Raw genomic sequence first — 26603 nt, 5'->3', positions numbered from 1 at the left:
GGGCGGAGGGGCCGGCGAAGCCGTTTGGCTTGAGCGGGAACCCCTCGCTGCGCTCGGCCCCATCGACCCGATGCTGCGCATCGGCCCACTTCCCCGCATCGCGGGGAAGAAAGCGTACCCCATTCCCCACAGCTAATCCTGCGCGCCACCCCTGCCTTGCTCGCCAGCCCTGCCTATACTGGAACGAACACGAATCAGTCAGGTGGGCTTCATGGGCGATCATTTTGATCCCGACGGCGGGCATATCATCGAGGAGACGTTCAACGAGGCGCTGTCGCGGCGATACCTTGCCTATGCGCTCTCGACGATCACCCAGCGGGCGCTGCCCGATGCCCGTGATGGCCTGAAGCCGGTCCACCGGCGCCTTCTCTACGCCATGCGCGAGCTGAAGCTGAACCCGGACCAGGCGTTCAAGAAATCGGCCCGTGTCGTCGGTGACGTGATCGGTAAATACCACCCGCATGGCGACCAGTCGGTCTATGAGGCGCTGGTCCGCCTGGCCCAGGATTTTGCCTCGCGCTACCCGCTGGTCGAGGGACAGGGCAATTTCGGCAATATCGACGGTGATGGCGCGGCCGCCATGCGTTACACCGAGGCCCGCCTGACCAAGGCGGCGGAACTGCTGCTGCAGGACATCGACCAGGGCACGGTCGATTTCGAGGAGACCTATGACGGCTCCGAGCGCGAACCGCTGGTCCTGCCGGGCGCTTTTCCCAACCTTCTGGCCAATGGCTCGACCGGTATTGCCGTCGGCATGGCGACTTCCGTTCCGCCGCACAATGTGGCCGAGATTTGCGCCGCCGCGCTGGCGCTGATCGACAAGCCGGAGACCGAAACCGAAGCCCTGCTGAAGCATATCAAGGGCCCGGACCTGCCGACCGGTGGCACGATTGTCGAACCGCCTGAAGCGATCCGCTCGGCCTATGAGACCGGGCGTGGCGGCTTCCGGGTGCGGGCCAAATGGGAAAAGGAAGATATCGGCCGCGGCATGTGGCGCATCGTTGTCACCGAGATCCCGTATCTGGTGCAAAAATCCAAGCTGGTCGAACGCATCGCCCAGTTGATGGACGCCAAGAAACTGCCGCTGCTGGATGATGTGCTCGATGAAAGCACCGAGGATATTCGCCTGGTCCTGGAGCCGAAATCCAAACTGGTCGATCCGGACATGCTGATGGAGAGCCTGTTCAAGCTGACCGATCTGGAGACCCGGGTCTCGCTAAACCTCAATGTGCTGGACCCCCGAGGCGTGCCCCGCGTGATGGGTCTGCGTGAAGTGTTGCAGATCTGGCTGGAACACCGCCGCGAGGTCGCCGTGCGCCGCGCCACCACGCGCCTGGCCAAGGTCGAGGATCGGCTCGAAGTCCTGGCCGGCTATCTGATCGTTTATGCCGATCTGGACGAGGTCATCCGCATCATCCGCTTCGAGGATGAGCCCAAGGCCAAGCTGATGGCCCATTTCGAGCTGACCGAGCGTCAGGCCGAAGCCATTCTCAACATGCGCCTGCGCGCCTTGCGCAAGCTGGAAGAGCTGGAAATCCGCAAGGAGGACACCAATCTTCGCGCCGAGCGCAAGACCCTGAAGGAGCTGATCGGGTCGACGGCCCTGCAGTGGGACAAGGTGCGCGGCGAGGTGAAAAGCCTGGGCGAGATCTATGCCGAGACCACGCCGCTGGGCAAACGCCGCACCGTCTTCGACAAGGCACCCGACATTTCCGGCGAAGCGCCGATCGAAGCCTTCGTGGTCCGCGAACCGATCACCGCGGTCCTGTCCGAGCGCGGCTGGGTGCGGGCGCTGAAGGGGCATATCAACGACGTCACCGAGCTGAAGTTCAAGGAAGGCGACAAGTCGGCCTTCGCGGTGAAGTGCGAGACCACCGATCGCCTGTTGATGTTTGCCACCGACGGCAAATTCTACACGCTGGAAGCTTCCAAACTGCCCGGTGGTCGCGGTCATGGCGAACCGGTGCGCCTGCATGTCGACCTGCCTGACGACGCCGCGCCGATCGGGCTGTTCAAATATGATCCGGAGCGCACATTGCTGGTCGCGTCGGATGGCAATTCGGGCTTCCGCATCCAGGAGAAGGATTGCCTGGCGCTGAAAAAGGGCGGCAAGCAGATCCTCAACCTGGCCGAGGGCGACGAGGCCTTCCTGTGTATCCCGGCCACCGGCGACCGGGTCGCCCTGATCGGCGAGAACAAGAAGCTGCTGGTGTTCGAACTGGAAGAAATCCCGGTCATGAGCCGCGGCAAGGGCGTCAAGCTGCTGGGCGGCAAGGGCGCCAAGCTGGCCGACGCCACCGTCTTCAATGCCGAGGACGGGCTGACCTGGCTGGACGGGGCCGGACGTCGCTTTAATCTCGATGACTGGTTGTTGTGGACAGCCAAGCGGGCCCAGGCCGGCAAGATGGCGCCACGCGGTTTCCCGCGCTCGCTGCGCTTTTCGCCGCGCGGATCGGAATTCCTCGCTTCACAGGCGAAAGCGGAATAAGTAGTGAATTGAAAGCACAACGCCCGGTTCGGGGGTTGTGCGCCCTGCAATATTGCCCCTCAAGGAGAGACAGGCATGGATACTGGCGTCATTCTTTTGCTCGTGATCATCGCCCTCGGCGTGTTCCTGGTCATGGTCTACAACCGGCTTGTCGCGCTGCGGCAGACCTGCAACCAGGCTTGGGGCGATATCGATGTCCAGCTGAAACAGCGCCATGATCTCGTGCCCAATCTGGTCAGCACGGTCCAGGGCTATGCCAGTCACGAGAAAGAGACGCTGGAAAACGTCATCAAGGCGCGCCAGACCGCGATTGATGCAACCTCGGTGAAGGATCTGGCCGGCGCCGAGAACATGCTCTCCGGCGCGCTGCGCCAGCTGTTCGCCCTGTCGGAAGCCTATCCCGACCTCAAGGCCAACCAGAACTTCATGCAATTGCAGGCCGAGCTGTCTGATCTGGAAAACAAGATCGCCGCCGCCCGCCGCTTCTTCAACAACGCCGTCAACGAGTACAACACATCGACCGAGCAATTCCCGGCCGTCGTGATTGCCAATTCGATGGGCTTCAAGATGCGTGAGTATTTTGAGGTCGGCGAAGCCGAGCGCGGCGCCCCGAAGGTGCAGTTCTAGGTCATGTTGGGCGGCGCGACAGGGCTCCGCACCCATATCTGGAACAATAATCTGCGCTCGGTTTTCCTGCTGGCAGCCTTTCCGGTCTTGCTGGTCGCGATCGGCTATGCGTTGACCATATTGATGACCGGTTTCGGTGAGCCGTCCTATACCCAGTCGGGCAAGGACGGGGCCGGGCTTGATTTCCTGACATCGGAAGCCTCGCGACTGCCCATTATCGCGGCCTGGTCGCTGGGCATTGCCGGCGTCTGGTTCGTCATCGCCTGGTTCTTCCACCAGTCAATGATCAATGCCGCGACCGGCGCCCGCCCGGTCGACCGGAAGGCCGAGCCGGAACTCTATAATCTGCTGGAAAACCTGTGCATCTCGCGCGGCCTGACCATGCCGAAACTGGCCATTATCGAGACCGGGGCGCTCAATGCCTATGCCTCTGGTGTCCGCGAGGGACAGTACACGGTCACCGTGACCCGCGGCCTCATGCAGCGGCTGGACAAGGCCGAGCTCGAGGCCGTGCTGGCCCATGAACTCTCCCATATCCGTCATCATGACGTGCGGCTGCTGGTCATTTCGATCATTTTTGTCGGCATCATCTCCTTCGTCGCTGAAATCATGTTCCGCCGTATGTTCTGGATGGGATTGAGGGCGGGCGGGGACCGCCGTTCCGGTGGACGTGGCGGCGGGCTGGTGATCGTCATCGCCATCGCCATCATCGCCGTGGCCTATTTCCTGGCCATCATGATCCGCTTCTCGCTGTCGCGCCGGCGCGAATTCATGGCTGATGCGGGCGCGGTTGAGTTGACCCGCAATCCCGACGCCATGATTTCGGCGCTGGAGAAGATTTCCGGCAATTCGGACATTGAGGACTCGCCGGACGAGGTTCGCGAGATGTTCATCGAGAATCCGAAATCCGGTTTCATGGGCGTGTTCGCGACCCATCCGCCGATCGAAAAACGCATCGATATGCTGATCGAACATGCCGGTGGCAAGCGTCGGCTTCGTGGCAGTGCGGTTCCCGAGGTGTAAGGGAAGCTGCGCGCTGGTCGCCTTTCAATGGCGCCGACCGGTGCCAACCGCTAGGCTCCCTTTCGGGAACACGGATTCCCGGGGGGATTACATGAAACACCTACTCAGAACTGCCGCCCTGATCGCATTGGGCGGGCTCTCGGCCTGTTCGACGCCGGGCTATCGCACGCTTAATCCATCCTGCCTGGACATGGCAGCACAGCCCAAATACCAGCGCGACGGACACCAGGACACGACCTATATTGTCGCTGTTCTCGCCGGGCGCAGTCCGCAGGACGCGGCGCGGCTGTCTTTCTTCAACCAGGCGGCCGATGATGTAGCCATGCCATTTGCGGCGCCGCAGGTCAGTGTCTGGGGCAGTTTCGGCGCCTGGGGCTATCGGCACCGGATCAACGCGGTGCTGCACTCATTGCACGGCGGGAATACTGAAGCGGTGGCACAGCGTCGCCTCGATCTGGCCGGTCTGATAGCAGGCCGGGTCGGCGCCGGTGGCGGTGCCGACTGGCAGACCGGCTTCCTGATCCATTCGCTCGGTGACAGCTACGCCCACACCAATGCCGTTGGCGAGGCGTATGGCGGTCTCTATGGCCATGTGTTCGACGGCCACTGGCCCGACCTGGTGGGCAATCGGCAGGCGCTCTATTTCGACTATGTCGACGCCTTGTTCGCGGCCCTCGAGGTGGATGGAGCCAGCGACCGGGAGGGCCTTGCCGCGTTCAAAGCGTCGCTCCGGGCAACACCGGACGGCGATGTCTCGGCTGTCCGCAGCGCCATTCTGGCCATGCGCGACGACATTGCACCGGCACCGCGTCTCGAGTGCGAGGCCCTTGCGGATGAGTTGACGATGAGAAATGTGAGCCGCTTCCTGCGCGAGGTTGAGGCCGGTTTCGGGCGAGGCAGGCCGGTCAGCTGACCGGTTGATCGGGGGGCGCCGCGGGGGCGGGGCCGGGGGCTGGTCCGACATCAGGACCAGCTGTCCCGTCACTTTGCCCGTTTCCTTCCCCGTCCTCGTCCCCGTCGCCGTCCTCGCCTTCGTCCTTGTCCAGCAATCCGGCATAACTCTCCCGGAAGATGAACCAGACCGAGGTAAAGAGCGCGGCAATGACCGGGCCGATAATGATGCCGACGGCACCGAACAGGGTCAGCCCGCCCAGGGTCGAGATCAGCACCATAAGGTCGGACATTTTGGCGTCTTTGCCGACCAGGACCGGACGCAGGATATTGTCCGATGTCGAGACCACGATGGCGCCCCAGGCGGCGAGCCCGCCAGCTGCGACAGGGTGCCCGGTCGCCGCCAGCCAGATCGCGGCAGGTGCCCAGATCAGTGGTGGTCCGATCATCGGGATGATCGAGAGCAGGGCGGCAATGGCGGCCCAGAAGATCGCGCCCGGCACGCCGGCGACGAACAGGCCCACCCCGGTCAGTCCGCCCTGGACCAAGGCGATCAGGAAGGAGCCCTTCACCGTCGCGCGTATGGTGGACAGGGCTCGCTCGGCCAGCAATTCACGGGCCTCCACCGTCATTGGCAGCAGTGTCACCGCCGAACGCGCCGCATCGCGACCGGTCATCAGGAAGAAGAACAGCGCATAGATCAGGATGAAGAGGTTCAGCGTAGCCACCAGGAATCCGCCCGTCCCGGCCCGCAGCGAGTTGACCAGCATTCGCCCGACCGAGCCGGCCAGATTACCGATCTGGGCGGTTAGCGTCGCCTGGTACTCGATCATCTCGTCACGGAAGGGCAGCCAGTCGGGAAGACCGTCGAGGCCATTGGTGCGGATCTCGGAGACCTGCGACTGGACCCAGGGCGTGACCATGCCGGTCACATCGATGGCCTGTTCCGCGACCAGTCCCAGCAGGATTGCGGCAGGAATGACAAAGGCCAGCACCGCGCCGGTAACCAGAAGGCCGGCCGCCAGACCGCGACGCTTGCCCAGTTTGCCGCTGAGCCAGTCATGGGGTTTGGCGAGGAAGAGCGTGATCACGGCGGCCAGGAAGAGGGCGGCGAGATAGTCGCGGATCATCCACAGGAAGACCCAGGAAATAATCAGGGCCAGCGCGGCGATGAAGGCGCGCTGAAGTTCCAGCTTGGGGAGCGGGCTCATGGGCTTGACCTCCTAGCCGTACAGCCATTGCGGCAGGCCGGTCGCCAGCCATGGGAAGGTGGCAACAGCGATGATGGCCAGTATCTGGATGATCACGAAGGGAATGGCGCCGCGATAGATATCGGTGGTCTTGACGGTTTTTGGCGCCACGCCGCGCAGATAGAAGAGGGCGAAGCCGAAAGGCGGCGTCAGGAAGCTGGTCTGCAGGTTCATGGCCATCAAGACCCCCAACCAGACCGGGTCGACGCCCATCATCAACAGGATCGGCGCGACGATCGGCACGACCACGAATGTGATCTCGATGAAGTCGAGGAAGAAGCCGAGGATGAACATCACCAGCATGACCACCGCGACGGCGCCGAAGACCCCGCCCGGAACGGCATGCAGTGCTGCGGCCACGGTGTCGTCGCCGCCGAGCTCGCGGAAGATCAGGGAAAACAGGGAGGCCCCGATCAGGATCACGAACACCATGGCCGAGATCATCGCGGTTGAGTTCATGACCTCGTCGAGAACGCCGGAGCGCTTGAGGCGGATCAGGCTCCAGCCGGCACCCAGCAGGGTGATGGCCACAAACACTCCGGTCAGCACGCCGCCAAGTGCGCCCAGATCGGCGACATACAGGCGGCGCTCTGCACCGATATTGGCAGTGACCACAAGCGCGATCAGGCCGAGCAGGGCCGCCAGTCCCAGATAGCTGACCAGCTGGCCGAGGCGGGGATTGCTGTCGCGACCGGCATTGCGGGCACCGGCGATAAAGGTCGCGCCGACTGCCCCGACACCCGCCGCTTCGGTGGGCGTTGCCAGCCCGGTCAGGATTGAGCCGAGAACGCCGATGATCAGGGCCAGGGGCGGCACCAGTGCGTGCAGGAGGCCGCCCAGCGTGACCTTGCCCTCAGCCGGCGCAGCCGGCGCACTGTCCGGCTTCATGATCGCCATGACAATCTGATAGCCGATATACAGCGTGACCAGGAGAATGCCGGGAATGAGGGCGCCAGCGAACAGGTCGCCGACGGAGACGATGTCGGGCGAGAAAATACCCTGTGCCCGCTGGGCTTCCTGATAGGCGTTGGAAATCTGGTCTCCGAGCAGCACCAGGACGATGGAGGGCGGGATGATCTGGCCGAGCGTGCCAGACGCAGCGATTGTACCGGTGGCCAGGGCCGGGTCGTAGCCGCGCTTGAGCATGGTGGGCAGGGAAAGCAGCCCCATGGTCACAACCGTTGCACCGACAATCCCGGTCGAAGCCGCCAGCAGACCGCCGACAATGACGACCGAAATTCCCAGCCCGCCGCGCATCGAGCCGAACAGGGCGCCCATCGCCTCAAGCAATTCCTCGGCGATCTTCGACTTCTCCAGCATCACGCCCATGAAGACAAACAATGGCACGGCGACCAGGATCTGCCGGTCCATCTCCATCAGATTGCCGTAGATACGCTGCGGGAAAGCACGAAAATGGATCGGGTCAAACTCGCCGATCGCCATGCCGATCAGGGCAAAACCCAGGGCGACACCGGCGAGGGTGAAGGCCACTGGATAGCCGCGAAGAAGGGCAGCAAAGGCTGCCAGGAACATCAGGAAGGGCAGGAGTTCGATAAAGAGTGCCATGGCTCAGACCTCGCCCTCTGCCGCGGCGGGCAGTGCGGGGGGCTTTTGCCCGCCCAGTGTCATCGCCGCCCGGGCAGCCATCGAGAACCCTTGCAGGATCATCAGGATGGCGAATAGCGGAATGGCTGTCTTGAGCAGAAAGACAAAGGCCAGCCCGTCGCTTTCGCGTGAGCTTTCCAGAATGCGCCAGGTGGAATTGAGGTAGCCGGTCGAGGACCACAGGATGAGGAAACTCATCGGGATGAGGGCGAGATAGGTGCCCAGAAGATCGACCCAGGCGCGACCTTGCGGGCTCATTTTGGCAAAGAAGACATCAACCCGCACATGTCCGCCATGCAGCAGGGTACTGCCGGACGAGAGCAGGAAAAGCAGGGCGTGCATGTAGATCACGCTCTCCGCCAGCTTGGTCGACGCATAGCCGAACACATAGCGCTGGATGACGATGATGGCGGTGGCGACGACCAGACCAAGGGCAAACCAGCGCGCAGCGCCGGCAATGATCTCGGTGATCGCGTCGATCCGGTTGACGGCCGCGCGCTGCGCTGCCCAAAGGCGCTCTGGCAGGTCGAGCACGCGTCCAAGCAGGCCACTGATAAGCGGGACAAGGAGGAACGGCGACAGCCAGACGCCCAGCTGTCCAAGCCGGCGTCCGGCAGACTGTGCCATGCCGGGCAGCCGTGCATTGAGAGCAGCACTGACGCCGCCGCCGCTCATCATGTCGGCAATCAGCAGGCCGAGTGACAGCAGTACGACTGACAGGAGAAGCCCGTCTCCCTTGCGCATGACTATCGATCCAGAACGCGTTCGCGTTGAACCATGTAGGGCATTTCGGAGATCCGGCCCCAGCTGCGCATGCTGTCACGGGCCGCAAGATAGCTGTCATAGACACGGCGGGTGAACGGGTCGGCATTGCCGGTATCGGCGACAACCTGTTCCGCGATCGTGCCGATCCGGGTCCAGATCTCGTCGGAGAACTGGCGCAGCTCGACGCCATGTTCATTGACCAGCACATCAAGCGCGATGCCGTTCTGGTACTGGAATTCAGCGATTGAGATATTGTTCGCCGTGCGGCAAGCCGAGGCGATGATCGCCTGGTGGTCGCTGGCCAGCCCGTCCCAGACCGTCTTGTTGATGCCGACACCCAGGCAGGAACCCGGTTCATGGAAACCCGGGCCGTAATAATAGGGCGCTTCACGGTAAAAACCGAAAGCCAGGTCATTCCACGGGCCGACCCATTCCGTGCCGTCGATCGCGCCCGATTGCAGGGCCGGATAGATCTCGCCGCCGGACAGGGTGACCGCCGCGCCGCCGAGCTCGCGCAGTACATTGCCGCCAAGCCCCGGAATCCGCATGCGCAGGCCGCGGAAGTCTTCCAGCGTGTTGATCTCGCGCTTGAACCAGCCACCCATCTGGTGACCGGAATTGCCAGCCTGGAAAGGCTTGATGTTGAACCCGGCTGACAGTTCGTCCCACAGCGCCTGGCCGCCACCGGCTTCGACCCAGCCCATGATTTCATAGGCGGTCATGCCCATCGGAACGGCGGTGAAGAAGTTGAAGGCCGGTGACTTGCCCTGCCAGTAGTATTCGGCACCATGATACATGTCGGCCGTGCCTTCGGAGACCGCGTCAAAGGCTTCGAAAGCCGAGACGATCTCGCCGGCGGCGTAGACGCGCACTTCCAGCGACCCGCCCGACATGCGGTTGATATAGTTGGCGACATTGTTGGCAGCGGTGCCCAGGCCGGGGAAATTGGCCGGCCAGGTGGTGACCATGCGCAGGCGGGTCACACCGCGATTGATGTTCGGAGCGGCCGGCGCACCGGACGTGTCCTGGCCGGTTTCACCGCAGGCCGTGGCAACCGTGGCCGCGGCGACGGCGCCGCCGCTGATGAATGTGCGTCGATCCATGTTCAACTCCCCCGTGATTTCGCCGGGCTCTCCCACTCAGTCGAAATCGTCTTCTTCGTCTTCCATATCATGGTAAGCGAGTTCGGCATGTGGCTGCCAGCCCGAGGGCGTCAGAACTTGCAGCGGCTGGTACTGCGCCTTGTAGCTCATCTTGCGGCTCTGGCGGACCCAATAGCCGAGATAGACAAAGGGCAGGCCGGCCAGTTCGGCCTGTCTCACCGCGTCCAGGATCATGTAGGCGCCCGGGCTGCGGCGCTCCCACTCGGGATCGAAATAGCTGTAAATCAGCGACAGACCGTCCTTGAGGACATCCGTCAGGGCCGCTGCGCGCAGCACCCCATCGCTGTCACGATATTCAGTCACATGGGTGCGCTGGGCACCTTCCTCGACCATCATCACATACTCGCCAAATGACATGCCCGCCATGTCGCCGTCGCCATGACGGCTGTCGAGATAGCGCGACAGCAGGTCAAACTGTTCCATCGTCGCAGTCTGGGCATCGATCGAAACATGGAGGTCGCGATTGCGAGCGGCAATCTTGCGCCAGCGGCGTTTCCACTCGAAGGCTTCTGCATCGATGCGCACGGACTTGCACGCATCGCAGGCTTCACAGGCCGGACGGTAGAGAACGCCCTGGGAGCGACGAAAGCCGGCATGGGTCAGCGCGTCATTGAGGGCAGGGCCTTCGCCGATATCGATCCGCGTGAAGACCTTGCGCTCAAAGCGACCGGGCAGGTAGGGGCACGGCGCTGAGGCCGTGAGAAAAAACGGTATCTGCTTGGTCGCGAACGGGTGAGTCACGCCTTTGGCCTTCTATGGCGCCGGATTTGCCGGATTGGCCCTGTCATCTCGATCAGGCCAATCCGAATGCGTATTGCAGGCTGACATAGACCGTGTAGGCAATCCAGAACAGAACCACCATTGGCGCACCGGCTCGCAGATAGTCGGCAAAGCGATAGTGGCCCGGCCCCATCACCAGAAGATTGGTTTGATACCCGATCGGCGTTGCAAAACAGGTGTTTGCGGCCAACAGAACGGTCATGGCGAACATTGTCGGATCCGCCCCCATCTGGTTGGCCGCGCCCACGGCGATCGGGGTGAACAGGATAGCGGTGGCGCTGTTGGACAGCACATTGGTCAGGATGGCGACCAGCAGGAACAAGGCAGACATCAGCACGATGGGTCCGTAGGGCGCGAACACCGAGACCACACCGGTGGCCAGCAGGTCGGCTCCGCCGGTCACCTGCAGGGCCGTGCCCAGTGCAATCGCCGATCCGATGAGAAGATAAACCCGCATGTCAAACGCCCGCGCGGCCTGCCGTGTGTTCAGGCAGCCGGCCAGGATCATTGCAACAGCTCCCAGGAAAGACGCCAGGATAATCGGAAGCATACCGGTCGCAGCGGTCACCACGACGCCTCCGAATATCACCCGCGCCAGATTGGCGCGGCGGGGGTCAGCCAGCGAGGTGGTTGCCCACTCCATGACCAGCAGGTCCCGGTCGGCCCGCAAACTGCGCAATGAGGCGGAGGCGCCGAACAGCAGCAGGGTATCACCGGCTTCCAGCCGGATTTCGCCCATGCGCGAGCGGATCATGCGCGATCTGCGCTGTATGCCCAGCACGACGCAGCCCGTGGCATGCCGGAACCCGATCTGTGCGATCGTGCGGCCGATGACCCGCGAACCGGGTGCCACGACCGCCTCGGCCATCACGAGGTTTTCGCCGGGTGTCGGGCTTTCGCCGGGGCCCGAGGCTTCCAGCATGCCGCGCATGAAGTCGGCACGCTTGGCCAGCAGGTTGGTCAGGGTCTGGCGGGTAGCCGCGACAATCACCAGATCCCCGGCCTTCAGTTCAATCTGGTCAAAGGGGGGCAGCAGCGCGTGTTCGCCGCGCTGGATCATGCGGACCGTCATGTCGGGCAGGTCGGCAAACATGCCGGCGACCGGCTTTTTGCCGACCAGCGGGTGATCGCTGGTGACCTCGAGCTGGGCGATATACTGCTTGCCACCGGCACCGGCGATCTCACTCTCCATCGAGGCCCGGTCGGGCAGGAGATAGGGCAGGACGAAGACGATGTAGGCGATACCGACGGCAGCAAGGAAAAGGCCGGGAATGGTCGGCGTGAAGAAGCCGAGTTGCTCGCCGGTCACATTGAGCAATGTGTCGGCGACCAGGAGGTTGGTGGAGGAGCCGATCAGCGTCGTCATGCCGGCCAGGATGCACAGGTAGCTCAACGGGATCATCAGCTTGGACGGGCTCTTCTCCATCCGCTTGGCGATGGCAACCAGAATCGGCACGAACATCACAACAACTGGCGTGTTATTGATGAAGGCGCTGATGACGAAGACGAAGGCGAACATGCCGACGAGGGTCATTTTCGGATGCTGGTCGTAGGAATCCAGCAGGCGCTGGGTTGGGCCCTCCATGGCTCCCGTCTGAAATATGCCTTGGCCGACAATCAGCAGGCACAGGATGGTAATCAGGGCCGGATTGGCGAAACCGGCCAGCAGGTCTGCCGTGGTCGGGTTGCTGGTCTCGAGCGGGAAGAGGTGGAAGAAGGCCATCAGGACGGCGACAATCGAGGCCGATACGATCTCGATCGGCACGCGGTCCCAGACGTAAAAGACAATTGCCAGCGTCAACCCGCCCAGAATTGCCCACATTTGCCACACATCAAGTGACGCTGATTCAATCATCGCAAAGTTCAGGAAGCCGCGGATCCGATATATCCGCAGCAAAACGCTACCACGCGGCGGGCCGGCTTGCGAAGCCTTTCATGATCCATTGTACACACCGTTTCAGTGTGGCGGGCGGATTGGAACCCTTCGCCCTCCGCCGGCGTCGTCCGCCTGCATTGCCTGCGGCTTCTCAATCACCTTGAAATAACGGGTTGGTTAAATAACCATTCGGTGTAATAAACAGATATGGCTGAATCACAGCAATTGGACAAAGTGTTCTCCGCGCTCGCGCATCCTGTGCGCCGGCAGCTTCTCGCACGCCTTGCCGAGGCCGATGCGACGGTCAATGAGCTGGCAGAACCGTTCGAGATAAGCCTGCCCGCAATCTCCAAGCATCTGCGCGTACTGGAAGCTGCGGGAATCATTTCCCGCGGGAAGCGGGCCCAATTCCGGCCTTGTCACCTGAATGTGGAATCGCTCGAAGCGGTCGCCCGGTGGAGCGATCAGTACCGACATATCTGGGAGAAGCGGTTCGACGCGATGGACCGGGTCATGAAGACGATCAATGAAAAGGATAGGGATGATGACTGACGTGAAGGACTGGGCGCGCCTCGAACGGAGATTCGACGCGTCGATCGCCGTGGTCTGGCGGATGTGGACCGAGCCAACCCTTTTCAGCGCCTGGTACGGGCCGAAAGGGTTTTCCGTACCGGTCGCGGAAATGGATCTCGAAATTGGTGGCACCCGGAAAATCTGCATGGAAATGCAGACACCGGACCGCACCATGACGATGTGGTTCACGGGCGTTTTCAAGGAAATCTCTGCGCCGCACCGCTTGCGCTATACCGAAAGCATGTGTGACCCGGATGGCAATATCCTGACGCCGCAGGCCATGGGCATGCCGCCGGGGACGCCTGATGTCACCGAGGTGATTGTCGATCTGAGCGAGGACGGTGGCCAGACCGTGATGGTCATGACCCATGTTGGCGTGCCTGCCGGCAGTGCTGGCGAAGGTGGCTGGAGCCAGGCGTTTGAAAAACTGGCAGAGACGCTGGCGAAGGCCTAGAGCTCGTGCCCGTTCGGCAGGACCGGTGCTTCGCGCAGCAAGACAACGGAGATGCGACGATTGCCCGGCATGTAGGGATCATCCGGATAGAGCGGCTCTGATCCCGCCTTGCCGCGTACTTCGTAGATGCGGTCATCGCTGATGCCGGCGCGCTGCAACACGGAACGGGCGGCATTGGCGCGGTCGGCGGACAATTCCCAATTGGTGTAATCAGCGCCCGGCGCGGCCGGAGCGCTATCGGTGTGGCCGGCAACGGACAGTCGGTTGGGCAGGCGCTCGGCGATGCGGGCGACGGCCCGCAGCAGCGTGACAGCCCGCTCGTTCGGCCGGGTCGCGCCCGGATCAAACATGGGCCGGCCTTCCTGGTCGATCAGCTGGATGCGCAGGCCTTCCGGCGTCTCGTCGATCAGGACATGATTGGACAGCTCTGCCAGCTCCGGCATTTCCTGCATCGCCTGACGCAAGGACATGGAGGCGGAGTGCAGCTCTGCCGCGTCGCGGCGCTGCTGGGCCTCGGCCATGGCGGAAGCGGTAATCTCGGTGACCGATTCCACAGCTTCCGGGGAGCCTTCCGGTGTTTGCTGGCGATCGCGGTCATTGAGTTGCGGCGCCGTTGGCGCGAGACGCTGGCGTTGCGAACTGTCACCGGAACCCTGAACGCCGTCATCGCCCGGTGAGGTGCCCGCGAGCGGGGCGCCGGATCCGGAATTGGAAGGCGAGACACTGGCCGGGGCGAAATAGTCGGCGATGCCGCGTTTTTGTTCGGGTGTGGTGGTGTTGATGAGCCACATCAGAAGGAAGAAGGCCATCATCGCGGTGACGAAGTCGGCATAGGCGACTTTCCAGGCGCCACCATGGTGCCCGCCGCCGCCGCCCTTGACGACTTTCTTGATGACAATCGGCTGATCCGAGGCTGCCATGTCCACCCACCTTGTTTACTTACCGTGCCGTCTTGTAGACCGTTATCCTTAAGGTCCGGTTTCAAAACCCGAACCGGCCACAAAACGACGAGGACATGCCTTGGCCGACAATCGCTCCTTCCGCGATGCCCTTGGGCGCTACCCGACCGGGGTCGCCATCGTGACTGCCTTTGTCGATGGCAAGGCGCTCGGGATGACGGTCAATTCCTTCGCCTCGGTTTCACTCGACCCGCCGCTGGTGCTGTGGTCGATCGAGACGACCAGCGAGCGCTACGGGATATTCGACAAGGCGGAGCATTGGGGGGTGAATGTGCTGGCAGCCGATCAGGCCGGGCTGGCGCATGCCTGCGCCCTGGAGGCCGATCTGGCCGCTTGCCATACGGGCTGGAGCGGCGAGACCGTTCCACTCATAGACGGCGCCGTGGCCCGCCTGACCTGCAAGGCCGAGGCGGTTCATGCCGGCGGCGATCACGACATCATGGTCGGCCGTGTGCTGGCGATCGACACGCCGCGTGACGTGCCGTCGCTGGTTTTCTACCGCTCGACCTATTGCGAACCGGGCTGAAGCCGCAGCACTGACAGACCGTCGGGTGCGGCATCCATCGTCCAGCCGGTGGGAATGGCGATATACTCGCCGCGACCCCACATCGGTGCCAGATCATCATAGTGACGCGACATCACATTGCCGGATTGTCCGGTGGTGATCATGAAGCGCGAGGTGTCGGGTGCAGCCATGTCGTAAAGCGCCCGGTAGGACGCACCATGGAACACTTCATAGCCCGGGGTGCGGTAGGAATAATGGGCGACATTCACGGTGGACCCGTCACCCGGCACAGGTGTGGTGATCGAGAACCAGTCCGACAGGACCGGGAAGTCGGAAAACGGCCGATGGGCGTGGCGGGCGTAGTGCACATCGCCCCAGCGCCAGCCCGTGAAGTCGGCGCCATAGGCCGCCATGGTCTCTGCCATGGCCTGGTCGAGGGCAGGGCCGGTCAGTTCCTGGCAGGTCACGGTGCGGGCAATGGCCTCATTGTCGCACCAGTGACCGAGATCACCGGTCAGCACGTCCATCATGAAGACGCGGCGATCGCCATGCCAGGCCGGCAGGAGCTCACCCAGCTCGTCACCATAAATGTCGGCCGAGAGTTGCCGCATCCATGCGGAATAGATGAGGGGCTCGGGCCGGTCGACGGCCATGTTGGCGTCCCAGTCAGCCAGCACGGCAAGGGCATCGCGGCCGGCTTGTGTCTCCGGTTCGGCTTGCAACAGGACCGGCAATAGCCGCAGTGCGGTGTCACTGACCGTGTCGACCTGCAGCGCCTGCATGGTCTCGATGTCGTGGACCGGTGCCGCGCTGATCCCGTCATGGATACGCCGGATGCGCGAGACCCCATACCATTCCGAGGTCAGATAATGCGGATAGTCGTCCGGCACGATCTTGTTGTTGGCAGTGGCAACGAAGCCGCGGTCGGGATTGAGCGTGTGCGGCAATTCCTCGAAGGGAATGGTGGAGACCCAGGCACCGGTCTCGTCGCGGACCGGGATACGCGCCGGCGCGTAAAACCCGATATCGCCGTCGCTGTCGGCGAAGACCATGCTTTGCTGGGGCGCGACAAAGCCCCGGATCGCCGACACGAACCCGTCCCAGTCATCGGCCTCGATAATGTGAAGGCCGACACCGGTCGTCGCATCGTCCGGCTCGTCGAGCATCCATTGCAGGGCAAAGAAATCACTGCCGTCGGGCACCGGATAGTTGAAATGCTTGGGGTCAAGCACCGGGCCGGTTGCCGTTTCGCGGCGGGTGATGATCACGTCCTCGCCGAAGCGGACCGTGATGTGTTCCTCGCGCTGACCGGTGACATCGGCTTCGGTGACGGCATGCAAGTCGCCAACATCGGGACCGGTATTGGTAAAGCCCCAGGCGATCTCGTCGGTGCGGCCCAGCGTGACAAAGGGTGTTCCGGGCAGGGTGGCGCCGACGACCGAGCCCTGCGGGGTGGTCAGCCGAGCCAGATACCAGATCGCCGGCGCGGCGAGACCCAGGTGCGGGTCATTGGCCAGGATCGGCAGGCCGGTCGTCGTCCGCGATCCGGACAGGACCCAATTGTTCGACCCGTCGCGTCCCGTGTCCTCGGGACCCATGACGGGCGCCAATTCCTCGGCCGGGGGCAGGGTGGTTGCCTCGATGCCGATATCGGCCATGGTCAGCGAGCGCGGCGCGTCATCGGGATAACGGCCGATGAATTCGGCGGTGCGCTGCTCGCCCAGCTGGGACACCAGGGCTGCCATGCGCGGTTCCTGGAAGGCATTGCCAAACAGGTCCAGCGCGATTGCCTTGTAGACCACGACCGTATCGGCGGGCTGCCAGGGCTCGGGATCAAACATCAGGATCTGGAATTCCGGCGGCGGCACGAAGCCGGGGGCACTGATGACCGCATTGACGCCGTCGGCATAGGCCTGCAGGGCGGCGCGGACATCATCGGGCAGATTGTCGACCGCAGTATCCGAGGCGGTTCCCAGCCCCATGGTCCGGAAGAAAATATCGGTATCCAGCCCCGGTTCACCGAGAATTTCGGCGAGCCGGCCGCGCAGGGCACGGCGGGTGATTTCCATCTGCCAGAGCCGGTCCTGGGCGTGGGCGACGCCCATTGCGTAAAAACCATCATGCTCGGACTGCGCGAAAATATGGGGAACGCCATGGCTGTCACGGGCGATTGTCGCTTCGGCCTGCAAGCCAGCCACTGTCATCTCGCCAGTCGTTTGCGGCAGCGAGGCATAGAGGCGATTGGCGACAATCAGGGCGCCGACCAGCACCAGCGCAACCAGTCCTCCCACCGCCCATCCGAGATAGCGCAGAACACGTTTGATCATGATGACTTGCTCCCCATTCGCGGCGAGACTAGCAAGGGTCCGAATGATTGGGGAGAGCGCAATGGCACGCTGCACGTTTTTGGGTCTCGGAGTGATGGGCTATCCGATGGCCGGCCATCTGGCAGCCGCCGGCCATGCCGTGACGGTCTGGAACCGCACCGCCAGCAAGGCTGAGGCATGGGCCGACCAGCATGCCGGTACGGCCGCTGAAACCGTCGAAGCCGCCGTCGCCGACGCCGATTTCGTATTGATGTGCCTGGGCGATGATCCCGATGTCCGCCGGGTCGCCGAACAGGCGATTCCCGCCATGAAGCCGGGGGCCGTGCTTGTCGACCACACCACCGCATCGGCAGAACTCGCCCGCGAGCTCGACATCGAGGCCCGCGATGCCGGGATCGGTTTCCTCGATGCGCCGGTCTCGGGCGGTCAGGCCGGCGCCGAAAACGGGCAGCTGGCGATCATGTGTGGCGGCGAGGCAGACACCTTTGCGGCCGCCGAGCCGGTCATGGACAGCTATGCCAAGGCGATCACGCTGATCGGACCCGCGGGCGCCGGCCAATTGTGCAAGATGGTCAACCAGGTCTGCATCGCCGGCATCGTCCAGGGCCTGTCCGAGGGCCTGCATTTTGCCCAGCGCGCAGGGCTCGATCCGGAACTGGTGATCGGCGCCATTTCCAAGGGCGCGGCCCAGTCCTGGCAGATGGAAAACCGCTGGGAGACCATGGTCGCCGGCAAGTTCGACTATGGCTTCGCCATCGACTGGATGCGCAAGGACCTTCGCATCACACTGGATGAAGCCCGGCGCAATGGCTCGACCCTGCCCGTCGCGGCGCTGGTCGACCAATTCTATGCCGACGTGCAGGCCATGGGCGGCAATCGCTGGGATACGTCCTCACTGATCGCGAGGCTGGAGCGGCCGAAGAATGGAGCGGGTTCATGAGTGAGCCTCGGGGCTATATCGCCAATGATCCGGTGGTCATGGATGTCTGGAAACGCCTGACCAAGCTGTTCGCTGTCTGGCGTCTGATCGTGATCGCCTCCTTCACCCGACGGGTCCTCTATCAATTCACCAATGATCAGATGTCGACCCTGATGCGGTCCGGGCATTGGAAAATTGCCTTGGGCCTTCTGGGCGGGCTGAACGATCCACAGCTCGATTTTCTGGCCGAATGGTCGCGCCTCAATGCCGCGCGCAGTGAACGGATTTTCCGGACCACCACGCTGATTTTGGTGAGTATTCCCGTCGCCGCCGTATTCGGGGTCTCCGAGATGGACCCGGAATTCTGGCAACGCATCGGTTTTGCCCGTCCCGAATCATTGATGGTCATAATCGGTCTCTGGTTGTTGGTCAGCGGGATACTGATGGCCGCTGCCTGGCGATCCCGTGACCTTGCCGATCTGATCGCCCTTGAGCAGGCGCGCCGCAAATTGCGGTCGAGCAAGCTTGCAAGTGCAACGCAATGAGTATCGAGCTTCTCTTCATTATCCTCGATTATGCCGGGATCGGTTTCTTCGCCTATTCCGGCGGCATGCTGGCGGCGCGCAAATCGCTCGACCCGTTCGGGGCTGTGATCATTGGCGCCGTCACCGGCATGGGCGGCGGGACGCTGCGCGACATCCTTCTGGGTTCGCTTCCGGTCTACTGGATCGCCGAGCCTAAATACCTCGCCGTCGCCGTCTTCGGAGCGATGTTGGGCTATTTCACCTCGCCCTGGGCGCAAGCCATCGCTACCCGCCGCGCCGCGCTGATCTGGGCCGATGCGATCGGCCTGTCAGTCTTTTGTGTCCTGGGCGCGCAAGCCGGTCTCGCCGCCGGAGCCCATTGGACCATCGCGCTGCTCACCGGAATGATGAGTGCGGCCTTTGGCGGACTGCTGCGGGACATCATCGTCAATGACGTGCCGCTCGTCCTGCGTGAGGACATTTACGCGCTCGCCGCCCTGGCCGGCGCGGCGGCCTATGTCGGCGGCATGACCTTGGGCTTCAATGCGAGCCTGGTCACGCTCGGTTCGGCGCTGCTGGCGCTGGTCCTGCGCGGTTGTGCGATCCAGTTCAAATGGTCGCTGCCGGCGATCAAGCTGTCCGACTAGCTCAGTGCTGCACGGAGATCGGCGAGCAGGTCTTGCGGATCTTCCAGGCCCACGGACAGCCGCACCAGATCATCGGGTGTTGGGCTGTCCGGCCCCTCGATCGGCTTGCGATGCTCGATCAGGCTTTCCACCCCGCCCAGCGAGGTCGCTTGTGTGAAAAGCCGGGTGGAGGCAGCCAGCCTGGCAGCGGCCGCATGACCACCGGACAGGCGCAGGGACAGCATGCCGCCAAAGCCATTGCTCATCTGGCGCGCGGCGATGGCATGACCGGGATGGTCCGCCAGTCCCGGATAGAGAACGGCATCGATCCCGGCCTCGCCCAGCAGTGCCTGGGCGACCATCAGGGCGCTGGCGCTTTGACGCTCGAAACGGACCCAGAGCGTGCGCAGGCCCCGCATCAACAGCCAGGTCTCGAAAGCGCCTGGGACGGCACCTGTCTTGGAATGGATCTCGCCGATCTCGGCCCAGCGATCATTGACCTCACGCGTTGCCAGAACACCGGCCAGCACGTCGGAATGGCCGTTCAGGTATTTGGTCGCCGAATGCATGACAATATCGGCGCCAAGCGCCAGGGCCTGTGTGGTGCAGGGCGGGGCGCAGGTCGAATCGACCCCCAGTGTCGCGCCGACCGCATGGGCAATCTCCGCCGCCCTGGCAATGTCGACGACCGCCCAGGACGGATTGGCCGGGCTCTCGATCCAGACCAGATCGGTATCGGGCCGGGCGGCGGCCGCGAGCGCGTCCAGGTCACCGGGCGCGACGAGATCGAGCCGGATCCGCTGTTTCGCCGCCGCCCGCTGCAGCAGCAATTTGGCGCCGTAATACATCTCGGTCTGGGCGATGACATGCCCGCCCGTCGGCACACTTTCGATCACGGCGGCGATCGCAGCCATCCCGGAGGAAAACAATCTGGCATCCGGCGCGCCCTCCAGCATGGCCAGTACTTTCGCCGCCTGTTTTTCGGTCGGACCGGAGGGGCGGCGATAGTCCTGCTCACCGATCAGCTGGTTGTCCGCGCCACGCGCATAGGTCGTCGCCGGATGGATCGGCGGGATCACCGCGCCTGTCATCTGGTCAATGGCGTGCATGGCCTGGACGGTGAGGGTGGTGCGGGTCGGGGCGTTGGGCATATCGGTCTACCTCGTCGGCGATGATCAGGCTGACTAGGCAGACGCGGTCGCAAGGTCAATCAATCCCCAACGAAAAGAGCCCCGGGCGGCTGGCCCGGAGCTCTGTGGATATCAGATCGGCTGGCAGGTCTCAGTCGCTCGACATGCCCGGAATGAGACGCTCGGCCGTCGCCATTACGATGACCATGAGCGAAGCGGCACCGAGTACGGCACCATAATTGGTGAAGATTGCCGTCAGATAGTCGCCGACCGCCGGAATGGCACCGAGCGCCCCGGCGCCACCAGCCATCAGGAGGATGGCGGCGATCAACAGGCCGCGGCGATGATCCCCTTTCACGAAGAACCCGCAGGCCAGGCCCAGAATGACCAGGATGAGGCCCGTGAATTCAAAGGTGACAAAGGCGAAAATGATCGCGGCGAGCGCGGCGACCGCATAGAGAATCTTGTCCAGTGACATGTGTGTCTCCCCAGAGTGTTTGTTTCAAACAACGCTCGTGAACCACAACACATGACGGACCGTAGGCCTGTGTTACGGGTGACGCAAGCGTCATCCCGCTATATTTTGTGGATTACTGGGGTTCGTCCTACTTTATATTGAGTTCTGGCAAGGGCAGGGACAGCGACCTCTTGGCAATTCGCTCGCCACGGAGTGAGCCCGGCAGGCGCGATCCCTTCGCCTCCGGTACATTTGTCATCCCCGCTGGATGTCCGGCGATTGCCGGACGCAAGGCGGGGACCCAGGTGGTGGCAATCACATAGGTCCCGGACTTCCGCCCCACCTTCGCGGGGCGTCCATCCGGGATGACAACAACTGGAGGTGCGCGATGCGAAAAAATCGGCGCCTCGCGCGGAGTCGACCTTAAATCACTTGTCAGCCAGCGGGCCGTATCCGTTTCTTGAGGTCAAGGGCGCCGAAGGCGCAAACTCTTCGCCCCGGTACGCTTGTCATCCCCGTTGGATGTCCGGCGAAGGCCGGACGCAAGACTGGGAGCTAAATCTTTGCAACCACATAGGTCCCTGACTTTCGCCCCGCATGCACGGGGCGTCCATCAGGGATGACAACCGGTCGGGCTACCCCGCCAACTTCATCGCCGCCCGCCTGGCAAAATACGTAATCACACCCGCAGCCCCGGCGCGCTTGAAGGCCAGCAGGCTTTCCATCATCACGCGGTCACCATCGATCCAGCCATTGGCGGCGGCGGCTTCGATCATCGCGTACTCGCCGGAGACCTGGAAGGCATAGACGGGAACGGGGAAGGTGTCGGAGAGGGCGCGGACGATGTCGAGATAGGGCAGGCCGGGCTTGACCATGACCATGTCGGCACCCTCGGCGATGTCGAGTTCGACCTCGCGCAGACATTCATCACGATTGGACGGGTCCATCTGGTAGGTCTGCTTGTCGCCCTTCAGCGCCGCGGCCGAGCCGATCGCCTCGCGATAGGGGCCGTAAAAGCCCGACGCGTATTTGGCGGCATAGGAGAGGATCATCGTGTCGTGATGACCTTCGCCTTCCAGCGCTTCGCGGATGGCGCCGATGCGGCCATCCATCATGTCCGACGGCGCGACCACATCGCAGCCCGCGTCGGCCTGGACCAGGGCCTGTTCGATCAGGCGTTCGACGGTCTCGTCATTGGCGATCCGGTCGCCCTGCAAAATGCCGTCATGACCGTGCGTGGTGAAAGGATCGAGGGCGACATCGCAGATCACGCCGAGATCGGGGGCGGCATCCTTGATGGTGCGGATGGCGTTGGGGACCAGGCCGTCAGCGTTCAGCGCTTCGGAACCGGCATCGTCTTTCTTGGCCGGATCGATATGCGGGAAGATCGCCATCGCCGGGATGCCCAGGGCCTGCGCTTCCTTCGCCGCCTTCGCCAGTGCAGCGAGGGAGAGGCGTTCCACGCCCGGCATGGCGGCGACCGGCTCGACCGGGTCGGCGGTATCGGAGACCACGACCGACCAGATGAGGTCGTTCACCGACAGGGCATTTTCGCGCACGAGGCGGCGTGACCAGTCAGCCTGGCGGGTGCGGCGAAGTCGGGTATTGGGATACATGTCGGCCTCTGGTCTTCTTCGTCTTCAATGACATATCAAACTTGCCGCCGCGGCAAACCCGCGTTACGGCTCCGGCAAAAGCCGACGGACAAGATTTGTCCGCCAAACAATCGAATAGCAACAGGAGTGCTGCTGTGGATTTCGCTCTCACAGAAGATCAGACCCTGATCCGCGACATGGCGAGAAAATTCGCCGACGACCGCTTGAAGCCCAATGCGGCCAAATGGGACGAGGAAAAATACTTCCCCGTCGAGGTGATGCGCGAAGCCGCCGAGCTCGGATTCGCCGGCATCTATACGCGCGATGACGTCGGCGGTTCCGCCCTGTCGCGCCTTGATGCCGCGATCATCTTTGAAGAGCTGTCGCGCGGCTGTGTGCCGACGGCGGCCTTCCTGTCGATCCACAATATGTGTGCCTGGATGATCGATAGCTGGGGCACTGAAGAACAGCGCCAGCGCTTCCTGCCCGGCATGATGACGATGGAAAAGATCGCCTCCTATTGCCTGACCGAGCCGGGCGCCGGGTCGGACGCGGCCCAGCTGCGCACGAAAGCTGTGCGTGACGGCGATGATTATGTGCTCAACGGCGCCAAGGCCTTCATTTCGGGTGCCGGCACGTCGGATTATTATGTCGTCATGTGCCGCACCGGCGGTGACGGTCCCAAGGGCATCTCGACCATCGTGGTCGAGAAGGACACGCCGGGCCTCTCCTTTGGAGCGAACGAGCGGAAAATGGGTTGGAATGCCCAGCCGACCCGCGTTGTCACCTTCGAGGACTGCCGCGTGCCCGCCGCCAATCTGCTGGCGGAAGAGGGCATGGGCTTCACCCTCGCCATGAAGGGCCTCAATGGTGGCCGCATCAATATCGGCGCCTGCTCGCTGGGCGGCGCCACCGAGGCTTTCGAGCTGGCGAAAGACTATGTCGGCACGCGCAAGCAGTTCGGCCGCGAGATCGGACAGTTCCAGGTCACCCAGTTCAAGCTGGCCGACATGGCCACCGAGCTCGAAGCCTCCCGCATGATGCTCTATCGCGGCGCCGCCGCCATCGATGCCGGCGACCCGTCGGCTGCCAAGTATTGCGCGATGGCCAAGCGCTTCGCCACCGACACCTGTTTCGACGTCGCCAACCAGGCCCTGCAGCTGCATGGCGGCTATGGCTATCTCCAGGACTACCCGCTCGAACGCATCGTCCGCGATCTCCGCGTCCACCAGATCCTGGAAGGCACGAATGAGATCATGCGCGTGATAATTGCAAAGGATGTGATGAGGTAGGCTTTAGCGCCTCTGTTGCGCGGTCTGATTTTGCGCTAGGTTCTGACCATAATTCTGGTCAGAGGCTAGGTTGCATGGAAATCGGTTTGACAGACGCCAAAGCGCACTTCTCGGCCTTGATCGACAAGGTCGAACAAGGTGAGGGGCCATTCGTGATTACGCGACACGGCAAGCCTGTCGCCGTGTTGTCACGCGCCATCGAACACCGGCATTTGGACGCTGACGAACTTGTCGCCAGGCTCCGGAAGCACCGGGAAGGCCAACTGAAGGTCGCGGAATTCGACGGCATGACCTGGGAAGATCTGAAGCCATTGGCGCGGGAATGAAGCCGCTGGTGGTTGATGCCTCTGCCGCCGCGGGCTGGCTGCTACGGCAACAGGGCAATCCGCGCAGTGATGCCTTTCTGGCCCGGAATCTGGCGAGCATGAAAGTCGCGCCGGACATTTTCAACTGGGAGATTATCAACCTGTTGCGCGTGCATGCGGAAAGAAGGGCGATTGATTTTGACGTCACGATGACGGACCTGAATTCACTGGGCATCGAGACGGTGGAGCCGCGAGGGCGCCTGAAAATGCGAGAGCTGGCGCTGTTCGCCCTGCAGACCCGTTTATCACTCTTCGATGCAGCTTATCTTGCGCTGGCGGTTGAACTTGACGGTGAAATCGTTTCAAGGGACGCAAGTCTTCTCAATGCGGCCGCCCGCCTCGGCGTCGCCAACTACGACATTCGAGCGATTCAATGACCGAAACCCAATCCCAAGACCCAGAAATCATCGCCCGCAAGATCGGCCGGATCGGCCGTATCACGCTCAACCGGCCCAAGGCGCTCAATGCGCTGACCCATGGCATGTGCCTCGCCATGATCGAGGCGCTGCAGGCCTGGCGGAATGATGATGAGGTTCAGGTCATCGTCGTTGACGGGGCTGGCGAGAAGGGGTTTTGCGCTGGCGGGGATATTCTCCAGTTGCACAATTCCGGCAAGGCGGGTGACGACAAGGCCTGGCTGTTCTGGCGCGATGAGTACCAGCTCAACACGCTGATCCATCACTATCCCAAACCCTATGTCGCCCTGATTGACGGCATCACCATGGGCGGCGGTGTGGGTGTGTCGGTGCATGGTTCGCACCGGGTTGCCGGCGACCGGACGATGCTGGCCATGCCGGAAACCGGGATCGGCTTTCACCCGGATGTCGGCGGCGCCTATTTCCTGCCGCGCCTGGCTGGCGAGATCGGTACCTGGATGGGCCTGACCGGCGCCCGGCTGAAAGCGCCCGATTGTGTCGCGGCTGGCCTGGCCACGCATTATTGCCCGTCCGGCCAGTATGATGCGCTCATCGAGGCGCTTGAGAGCGCCGACCTGACCGGCGAAGACGCGCTGGAAGTCCTGCTGGAGGAATTCTCCGGCGATCCGGGCGATAGCGACCTTTCCGTGACCGGTGGACTGATTGATGCGGCCTTTGCCGGCGACAGTGTGGACGACATCCTCGCCCGGATCGAAGCGGCGGGTGATCCCTGGTCGGCCAAGCAGGCGAAAATCCTCGGCACCAAGTCGCCGACGGCCCTGAAGCTGACGCTGGCCTGCCTGCGCAAGGGCGCTGATCTTTCCTTCGAGGATGTGATGCGCCAGGACTTGCGGGTCTCCAGCTGGTGCCTGACCGGAACCGATTTCTACGAGGGTGTGCGCGCCGTCATCATCGACAAGGACCAGGCACCGAAATGGGCGCCGGCCGCGGCTGACAGCGAGATCGAAAAGGCCTTCGCGCCACTCGATGCGGCCCATGAGATGAGCTTCCTCGACGAGGCCTGACGGACACCACACAAAGACCACCAACAAGACACCACAAAGAATACCACCATCAACGGGGAAACCAACATGGCCCGCATCGCCTTTATCGGACTTGGAAACATGGGATCCGGCATGGCCGCCAATCTGGTCAAGGCCGGCCACGAGGTTCACGCCTTTGATCTCAGCGCCGATGCCGTCGCCCAAGCGGTTGCGCAGGGCGCTGTGGCCGCTGCCAGCGCGCCGGATGCCGTCACCGGCTCTGACGCGGTGGTCACCATGCTGCCCGCAGGCAAGCATGTGCGCGGTGTCTATGAAGGCCAGATCTTCGACGCGGCCGCTCCGGGTACGCTCTTCCTCGATTGCTCCACCATCGATGTCGACAGCGCCCGCCATGTTGGTGGTCTGGCGGTGGAGAAGGGGTTCCGCTTTGTCGATGCGCCGGTCTCCGGCGGCGTTGCAGCGGCGCAAGCCGGCACGTTGACCTTCATGGTCGGCGGTAGTGAAGCTGACTTCGCGGCGGCCGAACCGATCCTCGACGCCATGGGCAAGGCGGTGATCCGGGCCGGGGATGTCGGTTCGGGTCAGGCGGCCAAGATCTGTAACAACATGCTGCTGGCGATCACCATGATCGGCACCTGTGAGGCCTTTGCCCTGGCCGAGAAGCTGGGTTTGGATGCGCAGAATTTCTACGACATTTCATCCAAGGCGTCCGGCCAGTCCTGGTCGATGACGTCCTATTGTCCGGTGCCGGGCCCGATCCCGACCACGCCGGCCAATAATGGCTACAAGCCGGGTTTTGCCACGGCGATGATGCTGAAGGATCTCAAGCTGGCCCAGGATGCCGCCCAGAGCGCGGGTGCAACCACGCCGCTGGGTGCCCAGGCCGAAGCGCTTTACGCGATGTTCGACAATCTTGGCGGTGGGTCGTCCGACTTCTCGGGCATCTACAAATTGCTGGACGGCAGCTGGGACAAGCGTTGACACCAATT

General features: G+C 62.9%; 25 protein-coding genes and 1 pseudogene. 15 read left to right on the top strand and 11 right to left on the bottom strand.

Annotated elements, in window-relative coordinates; translation table 11 throughout:
- The first annotated feature begins 211 nt into the window (after positions 1-211).
- The 4 genes from parC to MMAR10_RS08115 all read left to right on the top strand — a co-directional run bounded on the left by parC (position 212) and on the right by MMAR10_RS08115 (position 5051).
- Complete coding sequence (gene parC / locus MMAR10_RS08130) at positions 212-2488, top strand: DNA topoisomerase IV subunit A (protein ID WP_011643506.1); 2277 nt, start codon at positions 212-214, stop codon at positions 2486-2488.
- A gap of 75 nt (positions 2489-2563) precedes the next feature.
- Positions 2564-3115 carry a LemA family protein gene (locus MMAR10_RS08125; RefSeq protein ID WP_011643505.1) on the top strand — a complete coding sequence of 184 codons (552 nt, stop codon included), beginning with the start codon at positions 2564-2566 and terminating at the stop codon, positions 3113-3115.
- A gap of 3 nt (positions 3116-3118) precedes the next feature.
- Positions 3119-4138 carry a M48 family metallopeptidase gene (locus MMAR10_RS08120; RefSeq protein WP_011643504.1) on the top strand — a complete coding sequence of 340 codons (1020 nt, stop codon included), beginning with the start codon at positions 3119-3121 and terminating at the stop codon, positions 4136-4138.
- Positions 4139-4229: 91 nt separating this feature from the next.
- A complete protein-coding gene (locus MMAR10_RS08115; RefSeq protein WP_011643503.1) occupies positions 4230-5051 on the top strand; it encodes a hypothetical protein in 822 nt (273 codons plus the stop codon).
- Here MMAR10_RS08115 and MMAR10_RS08110 read toward each other — a convergent pair.
- Genes MMAR10_RS08110 through MMAR10_RS08085 form a run of 6 tightly spaced genes read right to left on the bottom strand, consistent with a single transcriptional unit; the run spans position 5044 to position 12414 of the window.
- The gene (locus MMAR10_RS08110) at positions 5044-6240 is read right to left on the bottom strand and encodes an AI-2E family transporter (RefSeq protein WP_011643502.1); all 1197 of its coding nucleotides are present in this window, start codon (positions 6238-6240) and stop codon (positions 5044-5046) included. The genes MMAR10_RS08115 and MMAR10_RS08110 overlap by 8 nt on opposite strands.
- Positions 6241-6252: 12 nt before the next feature.
- Complete coding sequence (locus MMAR10_RS08105; protein ID WP_011643501.1) at positions 6253-7845, bottom strand: TRAP transporter large permease; 1593 nt, start codon at positions 7843-7845, stop codon at positions 6253-6255.
- Between the two features lie 3 nt (positions 7846-7848).
- The gene (locus MMAR10_RS08100) at positions 7849-8628 is read right to left on the bottom strand and encodes a TRAP transporter small permease subunit (RefSeq protein ID WP_011643500.1); all 780 of its coding nucleotides are present in this window, start codon (positions 8626-8628) and stop codon (positions 7849-7851) included.
- Positions 8629-8630: 2 nt separating this feature from the next.
- Positions 8631-9752, bottom strand: a complete 1122-nt coding sequence (locus tag MMAR10_RS08095) for a TRAP transporter substrate-binding protein (RefSeq protein ID WP_011643499.1) — start codon at positions 9750-9752, stop codon at positions 8631-8633.
- A 36-nt stretch (positions 9753-9788) separates the two neighbouring features.
- On the bottom strand, positions 9789-10553 hold the full coding sequence (locus tag MMAR10_RS08090; RefSeq protein ID WP_011643498.1) for an arginyltransferase: 765 nt from the start codon (positions 10551-10553) through the stop codon (positions 9789-9791).
- A 52-nt stretch (positions 10554-10605) separates the two neighbouring features.
- Entirely contained in the window at positions 10606-12414 is a 1809-nt protein-coding gene (locus tag MMAR10_RS08085; RefSeq protein WP_233353814.1) for an SLC13 family permease, read from the bottom strand.
- 261 nt (positions 12415-12675) lie between these two features.
- Here MMAR10_RS08085 and MMAR10_RS08080 point away from each other — a divergent pair, with 261 nt between their 5' ends.
- Both MMAR10_RS08080 and MMAR10_RS08075 read left to right on the top strand, forming a co-directional pair.
- Entirely contained in the window at positions 12676-13020 is a 345-nt protein-coding gene (locus MMAR10_RS08080) for an ArsR/SmtB family transcription factor (RefSeq protein WP_011643496.1), read from the top strand.
- A complete protein-coding gene (locus MMAR10_RS08075; RefSeq protein ID WP_041637436.1) occupies positions 13013-13495 on the top strand; it encodes an SRPBCC family protein in 483 nt (160 codons plus the stop codon). The genes MMAR10_RS08080 and MMAR10_RS08075 overlap by 8 nt, the downstream gene beginning before the upstream one ends.
- Here the strand turns inward: MMAR10_RS08075 and MMAR10_RS08070 are convergent.
- Positions 13492-14415, bottom strand: coding sequence for a flagellar motor protein MotB (locus tag MMAR10_RS08070; RefSeq protein ID WP_011643494.1), 924 nt, complete (start codon positions 14413-14415; stop codon positions 13492-13494). The genes MMAR10_RS08075 and MMAR10_RS08070 overlap by 4 nt on opposite strands.
- A gap of 100 nt (positions 14416-14515) precedes the next feature.
- On the opposite strand from MMAR10_RS08070, the gene MMAR10_RS08065 reads away from it, so the two are divergent.
- Complete coding sequence (locus tag MMAR10_RS08065; protein ID WP_011643493.1) at positions 14516-14980, top strand: flavin reductase family protein; 465 nt, start codon at positions 14516-14518, stop codon at positions 14978-14980.
- Here MMAR10_RS08065 and MMAR10_RS08060 read toward each other — a convergent pair.
- The gene (locus MMAR10_RS08060) at positions 14962-17286 is read right to left on the bottom strand and encodes a penicillin acylase family protein (protein ID WP_011643492.1); all 2325 of its coding nucleotides are present in this window, start codon (positions 17284-17286) and stop codon (positions 14962-14964) included. The two genes, MMAR10_RS08065 and MMAR10_RS08060, sit on opposite strands and share 19 nt — an antisense overlap.
- Before the next feature lie 61 nt (positions 17287-17347).
- Between MMAR10_RS08060 and MMAR10_RS08055 the strand changes: the two genes are divergently transcribed.
- The 3 genes from MMAR10_RS08055 to MMAR10_RS08045 are packed head-to-tail and all read left to right on the top strand — an operon-like array spanning position 17348 to position 19376.
- Positions 17348-18226, top strand: coding sequence for an NAD(P)-dependent oxidoreductase (locus tag MMAR10_RS08055; RefSeq protein ID WP_041637434.1), 879 nt, complete (start codon positions 17348-17350; stop codon positions 18224-18226).
- Entirely contained in the window at positions 18223-18750 is a 528-nt protein-coding gene (locus tag MMAR10_RS08050) for a hypothetical protein (RefSeq protein WP_011643490.1), read from the top strand. The genes MMAR10_RS08055 and MMAR10_RS08050 overlap by 4 nt, the downstream gene beginning before the upstream one ends.
- The gene (locus tag MMAR10_RS08045) at positions 18747-19376 is read left to right on the top strand and encodes a trimeric intracellular cation channel family protein (RefSeq protein WP_011643489.1); all 630 of its coding nucleotides are present in this window, start codon (positions 18747-18749) and stop codon (positions 19374-19376) included. Before MMAR10_RS08050 ends, MMAR10_RS08045 begins: the two co-directional genes overlap by 4 nt.
- Here the strand turns inward: MMAR10_RS08045 and MMAR10_RS08040 are convergent.
- From MMAR10_RS08040 to hemB, 3 genes are all read right to left on the bottom strand, one after another.
- On the bottom strand, positions 19373-20506 hold the full coding sequence (locus MMAR10_RS08040; protein ID WP_011643488.1) for a trans-sulfuration enzyme family protein: 1134 nt from the start codon (positions 20504-20506) through the stop codon (positions 19373-19375). The two genes, MMAR10_RS08045 and MMAR10_RS08040, sit on opposite strands and share 4 nt — an antisense overlap.
- Positions 20507-20636: 130 nt before the next feature.
- A complete protein-coding gene (locus MMAR10_RS08035) occupies positions 20637-20963 on the bottom strand; it encodes a hypothetical protein (protein WP_011643487.1) in 327 nt (108 codons plus the stop codon).
- A gap of 614 nt (positions 20964-21577) precedes the next feature.
- A complete protein-coding gene (gene hemB, locus MMAR10_RS08030; protein ID WP_011643486.1) occupies positions 21578-22558 on the bottom strand; it encodes a porphobilinogen synthase in 981 nt (326 codons plus the stop codon).
- A 134-nt stretch (positions 22559-22692) separates the two neighbouring features.
- Between hemB and MMAR10_RS08025 the strand changes: the two genes are divergently transcribed.
- From MMAR10_RS08025 to mmsB, 5 genes and pseudogenes are all read left to right on the top strand, one after another.
- The gene (locus tag MMAR10_RS08025; RefSeq protein ID WP_011643485.1) at positions 22693-23829 is read left to right on the top strand and encodes an isobutyryl-CoA dehydrogenase; all 1137 of its coding nucleotides are present in this window, start codon (positions 22693-22695) and stop codon (positions 23827-23829) included.
- A gap of 86 nt (positions 23830-23915) precedes the next feature.
- Entirely contained in the window at positions 23916-24155 is a 240-nt protein-coding gene (locus MMAR10_RS08020) for a type II toxin-antitoxin system Phd/YefM family antitoxin (protein ID WP_233353813.1), read from the top strand.
- Positions 24152-24571 carry a type II toxin-antitoxin system VapC family toxin gene (locus MMAR10_RS08015; protein WP_011643483.1) on the top strand — a complete coding sequence of 140 codons (420 nt, stop codon included), beginning with the start codon at positions 24152-24154 and terminating at the stop codon, positions 24569-24571. The genes MMAR10_RS08020 and MMAR10_RS08015 overlap by 4 nt, the downstream gene beginning before the upstream one ends.
- Entirely contained in the window at positions 24568-25635 is a 1068-nt protein-coding gene (locus MMAR10_RS08010; RefSeq protein WP_011643482.1) for an enoyl-CoA hydratase/isomerase family protein, read from the top strand. The genes MMAR10_RS08015 and MMAR10_RS08010 overlap by 4 nt, the downstream gene beginning before the upstream one ends.
- Before the next feature lie 45 nt (positions 25636-25680).
- Positions 25681-26595, top strand: a pseudogene (gene mmsB, locus MMAR10_RS08005) (3-hydroxyisobutyrate dehydrogenase); the annotation flags it as partial.
- Positions 26596-26603: the final 8 nt, after the last annotated feature.

Origin of the sequence: Maricaulis maris MCS10, from assembly GCF_000014745.1 — a bacterium.
Lineage (GTDB): Bacteria > Pseudomonadota > Alphaproteobacteria > Caulobacterales > Maricaulaceae > Maricaulis > Maricaulis maris_A.
This window is presented reverse-complemented; position numbering and strand designations above follow the sequence as displayed.